The following is an 18,336-nucleotide window of genomic DNA, read 5'->3' on the forward strand; positions in this document are numbered from 1 at the left end:
GAGGCCCGCGCGCGACGCCCTCTCGTCCATGCCGACCGACGACGACATCGACCTGCTCTACAGGACCTACTCGGCGGGCCCCAAGCGCGACGACGGGGGCCCGGAGTGGGGCGACCGGGTCGTGTGGAAGGAGCTCCACCACAAGGACCCGTACCCCTTCTGGCTGGACTAGGACAGGCGTTCTGCCGAGACACACATTTTGTCCTATAACCCTCGTTTGTAGATTAGTTAGAACACGTAGTAGCAGCTCTCGGGTAGCCCATGTCTCAGATTGGGAGTGTAATAGGGGTCGGTTCGAGAGAATCTGTCCGCCCAACGCGCGGTAAGCGTCGCTTTCTCTTTGAGGTAGCGCGCCCTGCTCGCGGGGTCCTCGTCAAAGCCCCTGCTGAGAGATTCGTAATGATAGAGCGTAACGAGAGGGCTATAGACAATCAGCAGGTCCTTCTCCTGAAGCCTGAAGCAGTAGTCGATGTCATTGTATGCCACCGCAAGTTCCTCGTCGAAGCCCCCCACGAGGTCAAATGAGGAACGCGCCGTCATCATGCAGGCAGCCGTTACTGCAGAGAGATTGCGCGGAGTCTCAAGAAGCTCGAAGTAGCTGTGAGATCCGTCAGGAATATGCGTGAAGAAGTGCCCCGGCTCACCAGTTGTGTTGACGCCTGCGTGCTGCACGGTTCCGTCTGGGTAGAGCAGCTTCACCCCCACGGCTCCCACGTCACTGCGCGCGCAGAGGCCCAGCATGATTTCTATCCAGTTTTCGGTGACAACCTCAGTATCATTATTGAGCAGGAGGAGATAGCTACCCCTGCTTGCCCGTGCGCCCACATTTACAAGTCTGGAGAAATTGAACTCTTTGGAGTAAGCCTCGATTCTGATTCTATCCCCATGGCTGCTTATCAGCTTAGTATAGAGCGAGCGCGTCTCGTCCTTCTCGCTTCCGTTGTCAACAAGAACAATCTCATAATTATTATATGTAGTTCTATTAATAATTGATTCGATGCAACGCTGCAAGATGGGTGCATTGTCCTTGGTTGGGATGACGATGGATACGAGGGGATGGGGTTCGGGGACGTCGTAGATGATCTTGTATGTGAACGGCCGTTCCGCTGCAGAGACCGTCGCCCTAAGCCCCAGACGCTCAAGATGGCGACTCACTGCCCTGATGCCGCTCTTCACGGCATAGGGCTTAGAGTCAGATCCTGAGGCCGTGGACGAGGGGGTGACCCGCCAGTGGTACAGGATTCTGGGCACATGGTGGATGTGTCTGGTCCTCTCAGCCGCCTCAAGAGTCAGGTTGTGGTCCTGGGCTCCATCAAACTCAGCGGTATTGGGCTCGAGCTGGTCAAGCAGTGTTTTTCTGATTGTCAGCATATGGCAGACGTAGTTGTTGTTCCGCAACATGTCTATGCTGAAATCAGGCTTAAAGAACGGCATTGCATACGTGCCGTCGGGCATGAGCTTGTCTTCGTCGCAATAGAGGAGGTCAATGTCAGGGTCCTCAGAAATAGCCCTTGCGTATTCGTAGAGCGCGTCAGGCTCAAGGAGGTCGTCATGATCGAAGAAGCAGACGTAGTCCCCCTCCGCCATGGCGATGCCCGCGTTCGTGTTCTCTGATATCCCACCGTTCTTTGGGAGCGTCAAAGATCTCACTCGTTGATCTTTCTCGCAGCATCGCTCAACTTCGTCGGCGAGTTCCGCAGACTCTGGGCTTGCATTCACAAGGACGAGCTCCCAGTTCTCATAGGTCTGATTCAAAACGCTGTCAGCCATGTCCCGAAAAAGGTTGACGGGTGTCTTGTAAAGCGGAACGATCACGCTGAACTTGACTCCGTTGGCTGGTTGATGAGCGCGTTGCGAGTCAAGCTCGTACCTGGTCGCACGATGGAGACTTAACCACTCTCCATAATATGGGTCGAGTCCGGCGTGGTGATAAAGAAGCCGATCCATGGGCTCTCGAAGAGCATCGCACTCGGCTTGGGTGATTGTCCATGTGAAGTCCTGTCCGGGGCGGGACTCGGAATGGGCGAGGACGTAAAGGATCTCTTGGTTCCAAGGCACCCTTACCGAGAACGTTGTCCTACGGTGTGCCGGTGCGCCCGCAACGCGAGAGGGCAGGGAGGTTGATCCCAGCAGGACGAAGTCTGACGATACCGTCTCTAGGCGATTGTTCAGGAACGTGAACTGCATGTCATCGTTCTGCGTTATCTCAGGCCAAGTTGCCGCAACCCGCAGTATGACATGAGAGGGCGTTGAGATAACGGTCAGCAGCTTAAGGTTGGTGTCCCCGTATTCCGGAGTCCTTTCGTCGATGCAACGAATGGCTGCGCAGCCGCTCGCGTTGGTGCGATAGTTGAGCCTCGAGTGCCATTTCGCTGACTTGAAGTTCACGTTGACCGATGCTGAATCCGTCAAATCGCCGTTCGGAAGCAGCTCGGCGAGCGTGTAGAAGGCGTTCTCGATGGGGAGGTCCGGATATACCGCCACCGCGCGAGCGCTTGCGCCGCCCTTTTCAAGAAAGAAGAGACGGCACGGAAGCGGTAGCCGTCCGTCGCATTCGGAGTAGACGGGGGAGACGACATTACCGTTACCGATCTCAGCGATATCAAGAAGCTCATATATTTTCTCGCTTGCCCTGCAAAGTAGCTTGGACTTGACCCTCATGCGCGTCGCGCCTCCAAAGCTCGGGGTGATTAGTGCGTGGCATTAGGTCGTCGATGCCTCTTGGAAGTATAGCAACCGGTGGTGCTATGCGTTTTGACGGGAGGAATCTGTCTGCATGTCATAATGGTCTCAGCGAAACATCTGCCCGGTCTCTATTCTGGGAGGTATTGGTGCCGCTCGTCTCTGTTGTGATTCCAGCGTACTGTTCCTCGATGTATCTTGATGAATGCCTGACAAGCATAGAGAGGCAGTCATTCCACGATGTGGAGATCATCGTCGTTGATGATGCGAGCCCGGATGACACGTCGAATGTGATTTGCCGTCACGCGCGGCGAGATGGCCGCGTCAAGCCGCTCTTGTTGAAAGAGAACGCGGGGACCCTCGCCGCTCGCAAGGCGGGGGTTCTTGCGAGTATCGGCGACTACGTTCTTCTCGTTGATCAGGACGACGAGCTCGATTGCGACGCCATCCGGAAGCTCGTTGAGTATGCGGCGGCACATCCCGCTGACATCTACCACTTCTCTGCCAAGGTGCTTGCGACGGGCGATGCCGCGGCGGGCGCGCGCGAGGGGATGGAGGGCTTTCTGACGCCTCCCGCGCGTCGTATTGAGGGCCCGGATATCCTCAGAGCGCAGCTCCTTGAATCGGGGGGGTTTGACTGGCATGTTCACCATAAGATGTTCAATGGGGATTTTGCTAGGAGCTGCTACTCCCTAGCGTCGGACGAACGGCTAGTTCTCTCTGATGATATCTACATGAGTTTTATTCTTTGCTCTCAGGCACGGTCCTATGAGGCGATTCCCAATGCGCCTTGGTACATTTACCACCTAGGAAGGGGAGAGACATACGGGAAAGTCCTCGACCTAAAGTCGTATGGTCGACTTGCCGCCGCTGATGGAAAGGCCCTTCTCCTTGCGAAGCGCTATGCGGATGGGCTGGACGCGCCAGAGCGCGATGACTGGGACGAGCGGCTTGATAGCCTTCGCGACCGCCTTGCGTTCCACGCTATGAATGAGTGGATGGACAGCCTTCCTGACAACCTCAAGGACGAGGGCTGTGACATCGCCCTCGAGTACCTGCCTGCAGACGCCGTGTGCGGGGAGCTCTATCGTTTCGTACGGGACAGGGCGTACGCGCTTCTCCAGCAGAAAGATAGGTCAACCGAGGAGGCTAAGGCGCTCGAGCGGGAGGTCCTGCATTACCTCGAGCTTGCCCGCAAGGCGGAGAAGGCGCTCGGGTTTGATGGGAGCAATGGGAGGTATCGTGAGATGAGGGATATCGCCCTCTGCCACCTGCGGGACTGCGGCCTTGTGGGCGAGAGGAGGACGGCCTGCGCCCCCAGCGGGCTCGTCCACAGGCTCACGAGTGTGATTCGTAGGGCTATGGGCAGGTAGAAGCGCCAATCTCCTCCCGCTATAATGCTCCTGCCGACCTTTCTCTGGAGGTTCTCTCATGCTGTCTTTCTCTGTTGTGGTAACGGCCTACAAAAATGACGAGTATCTCCCCGGGTGCCTGGGGAGCGTCTCGGCTCAGACGTATCCGCATTGGGAGTGCGTCGTGGTGAACGATGCCAGCCCGGACAACACGAGGCAAATCTCCGAGGCCTTTGCCGAGAAGGACGAACGGTTCAAGGTGGTTAACCTGGGGGCGAACCGCGGCCTTCACCTTGCGCGCGCGGCCGGGGTCGACGCCTGCTCCGGGGACTACCTGCTGTTTCTCGATGCCGATGACGAGCTTGCTCCGACGGCGCTCGAGGAGCTCTCCGTCGTGCTTGAGCGGCGTCCGGTTGACATGCTCCACTTTGGCATCGAGGTCGTTTCGGCTGGCGTCTCCGAGGAGGGGGCAGCCTCATTCGGGTCCTATATCAACGGTAAGGTCGACTACCTCCCGCGCGAGGACCTCTGTAGGGCGATCTTCTCCGCCGATGGGGGCTATCTCCAGGACTGGCGCACCACGCAGCGCGTCTATCGCACGCCCCTCGCAAGGCGCGCGTTCTCACTGATGACTGCCAACCGCCTTGAGCGGGCCGAGGACTGCTACGAGACCCTCGTCCTCTGCGACCTCTCAGAGGGGGAGCTGACGGACAACTCAATCAAGGCGCTGCGCTACTTCTATGGTCGCGGGGTTACGGGGGAGAGCGCCATCGATGGGGGCACCTTCCGTCGGTTTGTCGACCAGTTTTGGGATTGCATGTCTGCCATGGAGGAGTATGCCAGCTCGGCCTCGGCGGACCCTGCGCTCTCGAGCTGCGTAGACGGGGCCAAGCGGAAGCTCTGCGACCTTCTCATGAACGACTGGGACGTCAGGGTCCCTGGCGAGGAGAAGCTGCCTGCTGCCGAGTATGCCGCCAAGACGGTCGGCGCCCTGCCCGTTGCGGAGCAGCTCATGCGTCTGGCGCGTGACAAGGCGTTCTCTCAGTGGAGCGGTGGCGAGAGCTTCACCGGCGCGGAAGAGTACCTCTCTTGGTATCGCCTTGGCGAGGAGCTCGCCCGCCGCGCCGGCGACGAGGGCGCCGATGAGTACGCCACCCTTAGGCTCGCGGCTCGCGATCACATTGCCGATCTGGAACGTCGTTCGGCCTGGGCGGGGGAGAACGCCGCGCCCTCTATCATCAAGCGCTCTTCCTACGAGAAACAGCCTATCCGCATCTTTGTTACCACGCACAAGGACGTGGACACGTTCCACAGCGACATTCTCCAGCCGGTTCAGGTGGGGGCAAAGTCCCCCCGAAGGCGCCTTCTCTGGGCATTCCAGGACGATGAGGGCGAGAACATCGCGGGCCTTAACGCCATGTACTGCGAGCTCACCACGCAGTACTGGGCATGGAAGAACGTGGAGGCCGAATACTATGGATTCTGCCACTATCGCAGATACTTTGACTTCTCCGATGAATGGCATGAGGAGAATCCCTATGGTGAGGTGATGGACAACGAGATTTGCTGGGGGACCCAGGCGCTCTACCGCCTTGATGACGCCTCTATCGCAGAGGCGGTAAAGGGCTGCGACGTCATCACGACGGGCGTCAACGACTTCAGCAAGTTCCCCGAGGCGTACGAGAACCCCTTGGACCTCTATCGCCGCTCTCCCTACCTCCACGTCGAGGACCTCGAGCGCGTGGTTGAGATCATGCGGGAGATGCATCCCGAGTATGGCGAGGACGCCGATGCCTATCTACGCTCAAGCAGGTCCTGCTTCTGCAACATGTTCATCATGCGCAGGAAGATGTTTTTGGATTACTGCTCGTGGTTGTTCCCCATTCTTGAGCGCTTCGTTGACGAGTGGGATACCACTCATCTCAGTCACGAGTCGCTCAGGACCCCGGGGCACCTCTCCGAGCGCCTGCTCAACATCTACCTTTTACACGAAAAGCGCGTGAACCCAGGGCTTGTGTGGAAGCAGCTCCAATGTGTCCACTTCGAGCGACCCGAGCACTACGTCATCGAGAAGATCGAGCCTGTCAAGAATCATGGCATGCCTGTCGTCCCCGTGGTCTTTGCGTCTGACGATGGCTATGTGCCCATGGTGACAACCACAATCCTCTCGATGCTCAAGAATGCCTCGAAGAGGTGCTTCTATGACATCGTGGTCCTGGAGAAGGACATCTCGGAGACTCATCAGCGGGAGATGAGGTCGTTCTTCTCGGCGTATCCCAACGCGAGCGTGCGATTCGTCAACGTCTGGCCGCTCATTCGTGCCTACGACCTTCAGACGAGCAATGCGCACATCAGCGTGGAGACGTACTATCGCTTCCTCATCCAAGATGTACTCTCCTGCTATGACAAGGTGCTCTACCTTGACTCCGACCTCATCATCGAGGGGGACGTCTCGGAGCTCTTCGCCATGGACCTGGGAGACAACATCCTTGCCGCCGCCCACGATATCGACTATGCGGGAAACCTCGACCTCAACGACGGCGAGCGCGTCCGCTACTCCAAGGACGTGCTCGGGCTGCGTGACCCCTTGAGCTACTTTCAGGCCGGCGTTCTCCTGATGAGCACACAGAAGATGCGCAGGCTCCATATGGTTGAGAAATGGCTCGAGATGGCGGCGGAGCCGAAGTACATCTACGATGACCAGGACATCCTGAACGCGGAGTGCGAGGGAGGCGTGGTCTTTCTCGATACCGCGTGGAACGTGATGATCAACTGCGGGGACCGCTTTAAGAGGGTGTTCTCGTTCGCCCCGGCCGCCATGTACGACGACTTCATGGCGGCGTATCTTCAGCCCAAGGTCATCCATTACGCTGGTTATGAGAAGCCGTGGAAGCCGGGCTCGTGCGACCTCGCCGAGCGGTTCTGGTGGTACGCGCGTGAGACCCCATACTACGAGCGCCTCCTGCTCATGGCGTACTCAGACTCCCGACAGACCACCGAGGAGGTCGAGCGGGCGAGGCGCGAGGTCATCGAGGAGCTGACCAGGCATGAGCGTGCCCTTGCGGAAGACAGTCCGGTGAGGGGGGTTGCAGACGCCATCCTTCCTCTCGGCTCAAGGAGGCGCGAGGCGCTCAAGGGCGTCGTTAGGGCCCTGAGGGGGAGAAGGTAGGGGTTGTCTGGCGTGAACGTTGATTCACTGGGACATGGGAAGACGGCAATCGGTGGGCGTCGGCTCGTATTTGTTGACGTGCTGAACATAATCTCCAGCTTTGCCGTCGTTCTTCTCCATACCTCGCTTGGCGTGTTCTCCCCCGAGCGCTCCCTAGGTTGGGTGGCCTCTCTGGCGAGCCAGTCTTTTGCCATCTTTGCCGTCCCCGTGTTCTTCATGGTGAGCGGTATGAATCTCCTGGGTTATCGCTCGAGATACTCCACGAAAACGTTCATGCGGAAGAGGCTTCTGCGCGTTGGAGTTTCCCTGCTCCTCGCGAGCCTCTTCTGCTACCTGATTTTCTGCGCGTTCCCCGACTCATTTTATGGAGCGGAGCGATTTGGCGGAGCGGCAAGCCCCAAGGAGTTTCTCAAGGGGTTTCTGACAAACGGCATCCTGGATATCTACTGGTTCCTTTATTCAATCGTCTACCTCTATATCCTGACGCCCCTGCTGTCCCTCGTGGTGACGAGGCGCAGGCTCCTTGAGTATGCGATTGTCCTTTGCCTTGTTGTTGGCGTGCTCATGCCGATGGCCACGCATCTTGGGGCAAATCCCGCCTACTTTCAGACGCTGTTTGGCTGGGCGCTCTTCTCCAACGTGAACCTGCTTTACTACCTTCTGGGGTATTACATTAATGCTTATGCCCGGCGCCAGGGCACTGCCCTGTGGGCGCTTGTCCTCTCTCTGCTCGGTGGCGTGGCGATGCTCGCCGGAGGGCTTTGGGAGCACGGGTTCTTCTCGTCCGAGGCTTTGGCGCCATATAACAACTATCTTGTTGGCATTACCTCGCCGCTTTGCGTCATTGAGGCAGTGTCTCTGTTCTATTTTGCCAGGTCGCTCGAAGATCGTCTCGAGGGGTTGCCTGAGGCGGCAACAGGGGTGCTGAGGCTCCTTTCTCAGTCGGCGTTCGGCATCTATCTCTTCCATATCCTGCTGGTCAACTGGACGGGTGGTGGAGTTCTCGGGCAGCTCCTCTCGGCGTTCCCAGAGCCTTTCCCAAGGGCGGTGCTGGTCTATGCCCTCACGCTTGCTGTGGTGGTGCTCGGTCGCTTTCTCCTCAAGAAGGCAAAGATGGCTGTCCGGCGGCTCCTCGTACGCCCTTTTGGCTCCTAGCTGTCGCCGAGCCCTCACGAGCTGGTTGAGGGGCTGTAGCGGTTTCGTTGCTGTCGTGTTTTTCCTGAGCCCCTCCAGCCGCTCTCGTATACTTTTCCATTAGCGCAAGGACGGCTGAAGCGGCAAGCGATTGGAAGGAAGCCACCCATGCCCCTGAAAAGCTCTGTCATCTCAAGCATGCGGACCGGGGCGGCTGCCTTCGTGTGCGTAACGGCGCTTTTGGGCGCTCCCCCCGCAGCCCTTGCCGAAGCCGCCCCTGCTGAGCCGATTGTCAGCTCCTCCGACGTCCTTTCGTTCTCTGAGCCCGGTTCTGGCACGAGCGCTTCGGTTGATGCGGAGGAGCCCGTCCCCGCCGAGAGCCTTGACTCAGAGGTCGTGGTTACCGATGGGGGTGATGACCCAGAGGCCGACCCCGTCGACGGGTCAGATGCTGCTATGGAGGGCGCTGAGACAAGTGCGTCAACGATGTCTCTCGTGCCCGAGCTGGAGGAGGCCGGTTCTCAGGCGAGCGTTTCCGCTGGATGGCATCGTGAGGGCGATGGTTACGTCTATTACAGGGCTGATGGCACCAGGGCAACCGGATGGCTCGTTGTCGCGGAGCGTCCGGACGGCGTGACGAGTGGTCTCGAGCGCTATTGGCTGCACGCCGACGGAAGCCTCGCGATTGGCGAGCTGGTTCGCGCTACAGACGGAAGCTATGGCTATGCCAAGCCGGATGGTACTATCGTCCGCGGTCGATGGACCGACTCCTCAACGGGGTACGTCTATTTAGCGGACAACGACGGCAGGCTCGAAGGCCCCGGCTGGGTCGTAACAGACGCCTATGGCCAGGGCCTGCAGCGTTATTGGATCGATCCCGAGAGCCATGCCTGTGAGCCGGGCCCCTCGTCCGAGGGGTGGTTGCACCTCACCACGGATGGCGGCTATGTGCTGCGCGGGGCGGGCTATGACAATGCCGGGAACAAGGTCTACGCGGACAACGACGGGCGCCTCTTCCAGAGCGGCTGGCTCGTGACCGGCGACTATACCTCGGGTGACCTGCAGCGCTATTGGTTTGAGGACGGGCGAGCGGTGACCAACGCGCTCATCCCCGCCTCCAAGGCAGGCTGGAAAGCCTATGCAACTGGGACGGGCGCCGTCGTCCGGGGCAAGTGGACCGACCCCTCCACCGGCTACGTCTATCTGGCGAACAATGACGGCAAGCTGGAGAGCTCCGGCTGGGTCGTGACCGGGGCATATTCCGGTGGCTCGCTGGAGCGCTACTGGGTTGATGACAAGACCGGCGCGTGCGTTCCCGGACGGTCGTCCGACGGATGGGGCCACTATACGCTGCCCAGCGGCGCCGTTCTGCGCGGGGCTTCCGTAATCGATGGAGAGAGGCTTTACGCGGACAACGACGGGCGCCTTGTCACCGACGGCTGGGTGGTCACCGACGGCTGGGGCCAGGGGCTCCAGCGCTACTGGCTGCAGGGCGGAAGCGTGGTCTCTGGGGAGCTTGTCAACACGGGTGCCACCGGATACGCCTATGCAAAGGATGACGGTACCATCCTGCGTGGCAAGCTCGCCCTGGACGGCGTGATGCTCCTTGCGGACAATGACGGCAGGCTTGCCTGGGGCAAGCAGGACTGGCTTGTCACGGGGTCGTATGACGGAGGCGTTCTGCAGCGTTACTACCTCACGAGGTCGACGAGTGGAAAGTACTACGGCGCGCGCCTCGGCAGGTTCTCGGTCGGCGACTTCGACTACTACGGCCGCGAGGACACGGGCTACGTGGTGCGCGGGGAATACACCACCCCGAGCGGGACACTGCTATTTGCCGACAACGACGGCGTGCTCGGAAACCGCATCATGGGGGTGTCACAGAACACCGTCGACCAGATGGTCAGCTACTACAACGCCCAGCACAAGGCCTATCCCTCCGAGGCCCTTGGCAGGGGTGGTGCGCCGGACATCCGGACGTTCTGCACCATCATCTGCGAGGAGGCCGCTGCCGAGGGGGTGCGTGCGGAGATCGTCTTCACCCAGGCGATGCTGGAGACAGGGTGGCTCCAGTTTGGCGGCGACGTCAAGATTGACCAGTTCAACTTCGCCGGTATCGGCGCCACGGGCGGTGGCGTCCCCGGCAATTCCTTCCCGGACGTCCGCACCGGGATTCGTGCCCAAGTGCAGCACCTCAAGGCCTATGCATCGACCGAGGCGCTCAATAATGCGTGCGTTGATCCGCGCTTCCAGTACGTGAAACGGGGAAGTGCTCCTACGATGGAGCAGCTTGCTGGAAAATGGGCGGCCAGTACGGGATATGGAGAGAGCCTCCGGGCCATTCTCTCTGGCCTGTCGAGGTACTAGAATTCCAACTTTGTAGGGCTGCTGCATTGATTTGTTCGTTCGAGAAAGGATCGAGCGTGTCTTCAAGTAAGAGATATATCGGCCCCATCCTCCTGACGTCTGCCATTGCGGGTACACTTGCGATGGGCTTTGGCGGAACGGCGTGGGCGGAGGAGCTTGGGACTAACAAGGCTGCCGGGGCGGTCAGCGCCGGTCTTTCCACCCCGGCGATGGCGGCTCCTGCTGGGTCGGTTCCGAGCCCCGCGGAGCTCATTGACGCCTCCGTGCCGGAGGTCCCTTCTTCGACTGAGCCCAATCACGTCAACCCGGGCGGAGAGGAGGGCGAGCCTTCGGTCGAGGGAGATGCCGTCGGGGGAGAGACTTCCGACAAGCAGGAGGCCGAAGGCGGCTCCACCTTGCCCGAGACCGAGGGGCAGACGTCAGCTGAGGGGGAAGACTGCCCCGACGGGGACACCATCTCACAGGAAGATTCCGCCGAGGCTGAGGACGACGGGTCTTCCGAGGTTGGATCTCCCGCCCCTGACGAGGCCTCCACGATCGAAGGGGTGAATCTGCCTCAGGCTGATGCGGCCACCGACTCTCCTGTCACTTCGTCCGAGGATGTCAAGGCTACGGGCCTGACCGATGGCGTCGTGCTGAGCGGGTGGCAGCAGGAGGGCGAAAACTACGTCTACTACGGTGCCGACGGAACCAAGTCCTCGGGATGGCTTGTCACCGACGAGGCCATCAACGGTGCCTCCTCTGGGCTACAGCGCTACTGGCTCGGTGACAAGGGCGAGGGCGTGAGCCTTCGCGCCGACCTCTTCGAGGCAATGATCGACGGGGTAAAGAGCTGGTTCTTCCGTACGGATGAAGGCTATGTCGCCCGCGGAAAGTATGAGTACGTGAACCCCGAGGATGGGAAGACCTATTTCTACCTTGCCGACAACGAGGGCAGGCTCGAGGGTCCCGGCTGGGTTGTGACCAACGAGTACGAGGCTGACGGCTCTCTCCAGCGCTACTGGGTCGACTCCGACGCCCACGCCGCGGTCGTGGGCTACTCCGAGGACGGCTGGGCCCACTACACCACCGAGGAGGGCTACGTCCTGCGCGGCGGCCGGGACTTCGAGGACGGCCGCTACTGGGCCGACAACGACGGCAGGGTCGCCAGGAACGGCTGGGTCGTGACCGGCGACTTCACCGGCGGGGCGCTCGAGCGCTACTGGGCCGGCTCGAACGGGGCCTTCCGCGCCGACGGCCTGTTCGACACGGGCCTCGGGTACTGGGCGTACGCAAAGGGCGACACCAAGATCCTCCGTGGGACGCTCCCCTTCGTGGGGGAGGACGGGAAGACCTACGTCTACCTGGCCGACAACGACGGGCGCCTCGCGGGCCCCGGCTGGGTGATCTCCGACGCGTACGGCCAGGGCCTCCAGCGCTACTGGGTCGACTCCGACGCCCACGCCGCGGTCGTGGGCTACTCCGAGGACGGCTGGGCCCACTACACCACCGAGGAGGGCTACGTCCTGCGCGGCGGCCGGGACTTCGAGGACGGCCGCTACTGGGCCGACAACGACGGCAGGGTCGCCAGGAACGGCTGGGTCGTGACCGGCGACTTCACCGGCGGGGCGCTCGAGCGCTACTGGGCCGGCTCGAACGGGGCCTTCCGCGCCGACGGCCTGTTCGACACGGGCCTCGGGTACTGGGCGTACGCAAAGGGCGACACCAAGATCCTCCGTGGGACGCTCCCCTTCGTGGGGGAGGACGGGAAGACCTACGTCTACCTGGCCGACAACGACGGGCGCCTCGCGGGCCCCGGCTGGGTGATCTCCGACGCGTACGGCCAGGGCCTCCAGCGCTACTGGGTCGACGCCAATACTCATGGCGCGAAGACGGGATACTTCGTTGCCGAGGGCTCTGCCTACTTCGGCACTGACGCCGGCTACGTCCTGCGCGGGACGAAACGCTTTGAGCTTTCGAGCTCCGGAAAGTTCGTGCAGGTTGCGGACAACGATGGCAAACTGATCGAGAACTTCGTCTCCGGCGCTGGCTGGCAGGTGACGGGGGCTATGACCGAAGGCGCCCTCCAGCGCTACTACCTTACGAGCTTCGACGGTCACCTCTATGCTGAGGTTGACCTCTTCGAGACCGATCTTGCTGGCAAGAAGAGCCTCTTCTATGGCGACGAGACAACGGGCTATGTCGCGCGCAACGAGCGCATCTCCGTCAACGGCAAGACCTACACGAGTGACAACGACGGGCGCCTCATCGTGGCTACCGTTCGTGTCTACCTTGACTCTGGCCACGGTGCGAGCGGTGGCGCGGGGTTTGACCCCGGTGCGAGCGGCTCTGGCTATCAGGAGTACAAGCTCACTGAGGAGCTTGTCAAGATGGTGGCTGACATCGTCCGCAGCAAGTATGGCCTTGACGTGGTGACGCATGGCGACACCAACTACAGCGACCGACAGGACGAGGCCGAGGCCGACGAGTGTGACTTCCTCGTTTCTATTCACTTCAACAGCTTCAACGGGAGTGCGACCGGTTCCGAGAGCTACATCCACAGCGTACATGCTGCCCCCGGCTCCGCCGAGCTTCAGGACATCATGCACGAGCACCTCGTCGATGGCACGGGCCTCTATGACCGCGGCCAGAAGCAGGAGCAGTTCGCCGTCATCGGCGGTGACATCCCGGCCGTCCTTCTCGAGATCTGCTTCATCGATAACTCGAGCGACATGGCTCAGTATCAGGCGCGCAAGCAGCAGATTGCCGAGCAGCTTGCCGCGGGCATCTGGGAGTACGCGCAGAGGATTTCGTAACGGCGGCTCTATCAGGCAACTCTAGCGGTAAATAGGCGGCGCGATTTCATGAATCGCGCCGCCCTTGCGTGCTCAGGAGCGACGTCGCATGCCCTGAAGGGACGACGGGCGATTGGCGGCAATGCGCGTCTCTAGCTTGCTGGGACTCAGTGGGGATGGGCGAATCAATACGCCGTGGATGAGTCGGTGCGGAAGCTCGTAAGCGCACCCGTCGCGCGCCTTATCCGCCGGGCCTTTGAAGTGGCTACCGCTGCGGCTCCTTGAGCATGCCTGATTGCTTGGGTAGAGCTGTGCGAGAACGTACTCCGGAGCATGTGCTACCTGACTGGCTGTCTCACGAGTGGTGTGACGGAGTTTCCTGGGACGATCTGACCGGATGACCCTTCAGGATTCCCAGCCGGGAGATTTGTCTCCTTTGATAGAGCCTCATCTCCGATTAACGCGCACTCATGCACGTCCTTCTCGGCATTTGCCCTGTTGGGCGGTTCGGGGGCGTGCACGAGTGCGCGTTAATGCGAGCGCCGCCGGCCCGCTTGACAACCGTCCGAAATCGGACTAACCTTGCCTTCCGCACGTGGGGGAGCACGACGGGGCGGGACAATGGAGACAAACGAACCCGAGGTCACGAGCGCGCGTCAGCTCGACGTCCTCTACCAGAAGACCGACAAGGTCTACTACGAGCTCGCGCGTGGCTGCGGGCTCTCAGAGACCGCGTACTGGATTCTCTATGCGGTCGAGGTCTCGGGCGGCAGCGCCACGCAGGCGCGCATCGCCGAGGAGTTCTCGTACTCGCGGCAGACGGTCAACTCCGCGCTCAAGACGCTCGAGGCGCGAGGGCTCGTGGAGCTGGCCTCGTCCGAGGGAGACCGACGCTCCAAGGTGGTGTCGCTCACGCCGGAGGGCCGTGCCTTCGCGGACGAGCGCATCGTGCCTGCCATCGAGGCCGAGGACCGCGCGTTCGGCACGCTCCTTCCCGAGGAGCGCGCCGAGTTCCTGCGCCTGGCCGACGCCTACGCGCGCGCCATAGACGACGAGCTCACCAGACTGAGGGAGAGGGGAGCAACCGAGTGAGCAAGAGACAGAAGGGGCGGGACTACAGCAAGCGCACCTCCGCGCGGCTTCTGCTGAGCCTCGTCTCGCCGTACAAGGGGCTTCTCGCCGCCATCTTCGCGGCGGCGATCTGCGACATGACGGGGATGCTCTTCATCCCGACGCAGCTCTCCGCCATGGTGAACGTCGCCGTCAACACGCGTGACATGTCGGCCCTCATGGGGCACGGCGTGGCCATGCTCATCGCCGCCCTCGTGGGGTCGGGCGGCTACCTCACCACCGTCTTTCTCGCCTCGCGCCTGTGCGCCAAGGTGGGGCGCGACCTGCGGACGCGGGTCTATGACGCGTCGCTCGCGTTCTCGGGGTCGGACTTCAACGCCTTCGGCACCGGCTCCATGATCACGCGCACGCTCTCGGACGCCAACGTGGTGCAGCAGACGCTGCTCATGTCCATCCTCATGATCTTCCCGGTGCCGCTCGCGTGCGTGATCGCGGTGGCGCTCGCGTTCTCCACGGACGTGGTCATGGGCTGGGTGCTCCTGGCCGTGACGCTCGTGGTGATTGGCATCTGCGCGCTCGCCGTGGCCAAGTCCGCGCCCATCTTCACGCGCCTCCAGGGCTTCATCGACAACATGAACACCCGCCTGCGCGAGTCCATCACCGGCGTGCGCGTGATCCGCGCCTTCGGCAAGGAGGCCCGCGAGCGCGGCCGCCTCGGAGAGACGTTCGAGGACTTCGCCACCAACGCCATCCGCGTGAACTTCGTCTTCGCGCTCACGGACTCCATCACGTTCTTCCTCATGAACGCCGTCGAGGCCGCAATCATGTGGGTCGGCGCGGACCGCGTGGGCGCCCACGCCATGCAGATCGGCTCGATCAGCGCGCTCGTGGAGTACGCGATGCTCATCATGATGTTCCTCATGATGGCGCAGTTCGCCATCCTCCAGGTGCCGCGCGCCCTGGCGTGCCTCACGCGCGCCGCCGAGGTGCTCTCCCGCGAGCCCGAGATCGAGGACGACGACGCCCCGGCGCGGCTTGCCGCCGCGGCGGGGGAGGGCGCCGGCGGGGACGAGGTCGCGCGCTTTGACCACGCGAGCCTGCGCTTCTCCGACGCCGACGAGGACACCCTGCACGACATCTCGTTCACGCTGCGCCGCGGCCAGACCACGGCCATCATCGGCAACACGGGCTCGGGCAAGTCCACGGTGGCCAAGCTCCTGCTGCGCTTCAACGACGTCACGGGGGGCAGCCTCGCCTTCGAGGGTACCGACGTGCGCCGGCTCTCGCAGGACGAGCTGCGCCGCCGCATCGCCTACGTGCCGCAGAAGGCGTGGCTCTTCTCGGGCACCGTGGCGGAGAACCTGCGGCACGGGGATGCCGGCGCGACCAATGAGCGGCTCTGGCACGCGCTCGACGTGGCGCAGGCGGGCTTCGTGCGCGAGCTCCCCGAGGGGCTGGGGACGCGCGTGGCGCAGGGCGGCACCAACTTCTCCGGCGGCCAGCGCCAGCGCCTCGCCATCGCCCGCGCGCTCGTGCGCAAGGCCGACCTCTACGTCTTCGACGACTCGTTCTCCGCGCTCGACTACAAGACCGACGCCGCCCTGCGCCGCGCGCTCGCGGGCGAGCTCGCCGGCGCGGCGACGCTCATCATCGCCCAGCGCGTGAGCACCATCCACGACGCCGACCAGATCGTCGTCCTCAAGGACGGCGAGGTCGTGGGCCTGGGGACCCACGACGAGCTCATGGCCGGCTGCCCCACGTACCGTGCCATCGCAGAGTCCCAGTCCAGGGGGGAGGACACCCATGCCTAGCAGCGAGAAGAACGTCGAGCTCGACGAGCTTGCCGAGCTCGAGAGGGGGGAGGCCCCCTCCGGGCGGGCCGCGGCGCCGGACGCCTCCGAGGAGGGGCTCGAGGTGCCCGAGGACGCGCTCGGGACCGCGCGGCGCCTCTGGGACGCCGCGCGCGGGCAGCGCTGGCGCCTCGTCGTGGCCGCGGCGTGCTCCGTGCTCTACGTGGCGGGGTCCCTCGGCGCCACCGCCTACAGCGCGGGGCTCATCGACCTGCTCTGGAACAACATCCAGGCCACCTTCGAGACCGGGGCGCCCTTCGTGGTGACGCTCGAGAACGGCGGGCTGCAGATCCTTACGTTCCTCGGCATCTGGACGGCCGCGTGGGCGGCCTACACGGTGCAGGTGCTCGTCATGGCGAGCTTCGCGGAGCGGCTGAACCTCGGCCTGCGCCGCCGAATCGGCGAGAAGCTCTCGCGCCTGCCGCTCGCCTACTACGACGCGCACCAGCCGGGCGATACCATCAGCCGCGCCACCAACGACCTCGACAAGGTCTCCGAGGTGCTGCAGCGCGGGCTGCTCCAGCTGCTCATCGCCGTGTGCATGGTCGGCGGCGCCGTCATCCTCATGGCGACCTACGACCTCATGCTCACGGGCGTGTTCGTGGTCTTCGGCATCATGGCGAGCGTGGCGACCAAGCTCGTGACCGCGCGCACCCTGAAGCTCGCCGCCGCCCGCCAGGCCGCCCTCGGCGACCTCACCGGGCGCGTGGAGGAGGCGTACTCGGGCCGCGCCGTCATCAAGGCCTTCGGGCGCGAGGAGGCGAGCCTCGCGGAGGTGGCAGAGGCCGCCGAGCGCCTTGCCGAGACCTCGGGCGACGCCGACTTCGTGACCAACGCCATCGCGCCCGCCATCCGCCTCCTCATGCGCCTCTGCCAGGTGACCATCGGCCTTCTCGCCGGCGGCATGCTCGTGATGGGGCAGATCTCCGTGGGCGTCTTCCAGGCGTTCTTCCAGTACGTCATGCAGGCGTCCGAGCCCTTCACGCAGCTCGCCCTCACGGTGAACATGCTCCAGGGCGCCCTTGCAGCCGCCGAGCGCGTGTTCGCGTTCCTGGACGAGGACGAGGTCGTGCCCGACCCGGCCGTGCCCGCCGAGCTTCCCGAGGCCGTGGAGGGCCGCGTTGCCTTCGAGCACGTGCGCTTTGGCTACGCGCCGGACCGCCCGCTCATGCGTGACGTCTCGCTCGTGGCCGAGCCCGGGCAGAAGGTCGCCATCGTCGGCGCCACGGGCGCGGGCAAGACGACCCTCATCAACCTGCTCATGCGCTTCTACGAGGTGGACGGCGGCCGCATCACGCTCGACGGCGTGGACACCCGCGACCTCACGCGCGCGGAGCTGCGCCGCCAGTTTGGCATGGTGCTGCAGGACGCGTGGCTCTTCGAGGGCACCATCGCCGAGAACATCGCCTACGGCAAGCCCGGGGCCTCGCGCGAGGAGGTCGAGGCGGCCGCTCGCGCCGCGCACGTGGACTTCTTCGTGCGCACGCTCCCGCACGGCTACGACACGATGCTCTCCAACGACGCGGAGAACATCTCCCAGGGACAGCGGCAGCTGCTCACCATTGCTCGCGCCATGCTCACCGACCCGGCGATCCTCATCCTCGACGAGGCGACCTCGAGCGTGGACACCCGCACCGAGCAGGCCATCGTTCGCGCGATGGAGGCCATCATGGAGAACCGCACGAGCTTCGTGATCGCGCACCGGCTCTCCACGATCGTGGACGCCGACCTCATCCTCGTGATGGAGAAGGGCACCATCATCGAGCAGGGCACGCATGCGGAGCTGCTCGCCGCGGGCGGGGCGTACGCGGAGCTGTACCGGTCCCAGTTCGCGTAGCGGGCGGAGTCTGCGCGTCATCGGATTCGGGGTTATGGCAGCCGGTCGGCTCCTGGCGTCACCGAACGGGGGGTTATGGCAGAAATCGGCCTGCCATAAC

At 62.8% G+C, this 18,336-nt stretch carries 9 protein-coding genes; 8 read left to right on the forward strand and 1 reads right to left on the reverse strand.

Going from position 1 to position 18,336, the window contains the following annotated elements; all coding sequences use genetic code 11:
* Positions 1–228 precede the first annotated feature (228 nt).
* A complete protein-coding gene (locus ACULPM_RS10380; protein ID WP_445332191.1) occupies positions 229–2,661 on the reverse strand; it encodes a glycosyltransferase family 2 protein in 2,433 nt (810 codons plus the stop codon).
* A gap of 170 nt (positions 2,662–2,831) precedes the next feature.
* Here ACULPM_RS10380 and ACULPM_RS10385 point away from each other — a divergent pair, with 170 nt between their 5' ends.
* The 8 genes from ACULPM_RS10385 to ACULPM_RS10420 all read left to right on the forward strand — a co-directional run bounded on the left by ACULPM_RS10385 (position 2,832) and on the right by ACULPM_RS10420 (position 18,236).
* The gene (locus ACULPM_RS10385) at positions 2,832–4,055 is read left to right on the forward strand and encodes a glycosyltransferase family 2 protein (protein ID WP_445332192.1); all 1,224 of its coding nucleotides are present in this window, start codon (positions 2,832–2,834) and stop codon (positions 4,053–4,055) included.
* A gap of 58 nt (positions 4,056–4,113) precedes the next feature.
* Positions 4,114–7,203: a DUF4422 domain-containing protein gene (locus ACULPM_RS10390; RefSeq protein WP_445332193.1), complete on the forward strand. Its 3,090-nt coding sequence runs from the start codon at positions 4,114–4,116 to the stop codon at positions 7,201–7,203.
* Positions 7,204–7,215: 12 nt separating this feature from the next.
* The gene (locus ACULPM_RS10395) at positions 7,216–8,358 is read left to right on the forward strand and encodes an acyltransferase (RefSeq protein ID WP_445332194.1); all 1,143 of its coding nucleotides are present in this window, start codon (positions 7,216–7,218) and stop codon (positions 8,356–8,358) included.
* 474 nt (positions 8,359–8,832) lie between these two features.
* Complete coding sequence (locus ACULPM_RS10400) at positions 8,833–10,704, forward strand: glucosaminidase domain-containing protein (protein WP_445332195.1); 1,872 nt, start codon at positions 8,833–8,835, stop codon at positions 10,702–10,704.
* Between the two features lie 56 nt (positions 10,705–10,760).
* Complete coding sequence (locus ACULPM_RS10405) at positions 10,761–13,499, forward strand: N-acetylmuramoyl-L-alanine amidase (protein WP_445332196.1); 2,739 nt, start codon at positions 10,761–10,763, stop codon at positions 13,497–13,499.
* Between the two features lie 600 nt (positions 13,500–14,099).
* A complete protein-coding gene (locus tag ACULPM_RS10410; protein WP_167930541.1) occupies positions 14,100–14,570 on the forward strand; it encodes a MarR family winged helix-turn-helix transcriptional regulator in 471 nt (156 codons plus the stop codon).
* Positions 14,567–16,360, forward strand: a complete 1,794-nt coding sequence (locus ACULPM_RS10415) for an ABC transporter ATP-binding protein (protein WP_445332197.1) — start codon at positions 14,567–14,569, stop codon at positions 16,358–16,360. The genes ACULPM_RS10410 and ACULPM_RS10415 overlap by 4 nt, the downstream gene beginning before the upstream one ends.
* Positions 16,353–18,236, forward strand: a complete 1,884-nt coding sequence (locus ACULPM_RS10420) for an ABC transporter ATP-binding protein (RefSeq protein ID WP_445332198.1) — start codon at positions 16,353–16,355, stop codon at positions 18,234–18,236. Before ACULPM_RS10415 ends, ACULPM_RS10420 begins: the two co-directional genes overlap by 8 nt.
* The last annotated feature ends 100 nt before the right edge of the window (positions 18,237–18,336 follow it).

The organism is Thermophilibacter sp. ZX-H3 (assembly GCF_052599055.1).

Excerpts from the sequence above, each read along its gene's own strand:
- ACULPM_RS10380 (WP_445332191.1), bottom strand. The coding sequence starts at position 2,661 with ATGAGGGTCAAGTCCAAGCTACTTTGCAGGGCAAGCGAGAAAATATAT.
- ACULPM_RS10390 (WP_445332193.1), top strand. The coding sequence starts at position 4,114 with ATGCTGTCTTTCTCTGTTGTGGTAACGGCCTACAAAAATGACGAGTAT.
- ACULPM_RS10410 (WP_167930541.1), top strand. The coding sequence starts at position 14,100 with ATGGAGACAAACGAACCCGAGGTCACGAGCGCGCGTCAGCTCGACGTC.
- ACULPM_RS10420 (WP_445332198.1), top strand. The coding sequence starts at position 16,353 with ATGCCTAGCAGCGAGAAGAACGTCGAGCTCGACGAGCTTGCCGAGCTC.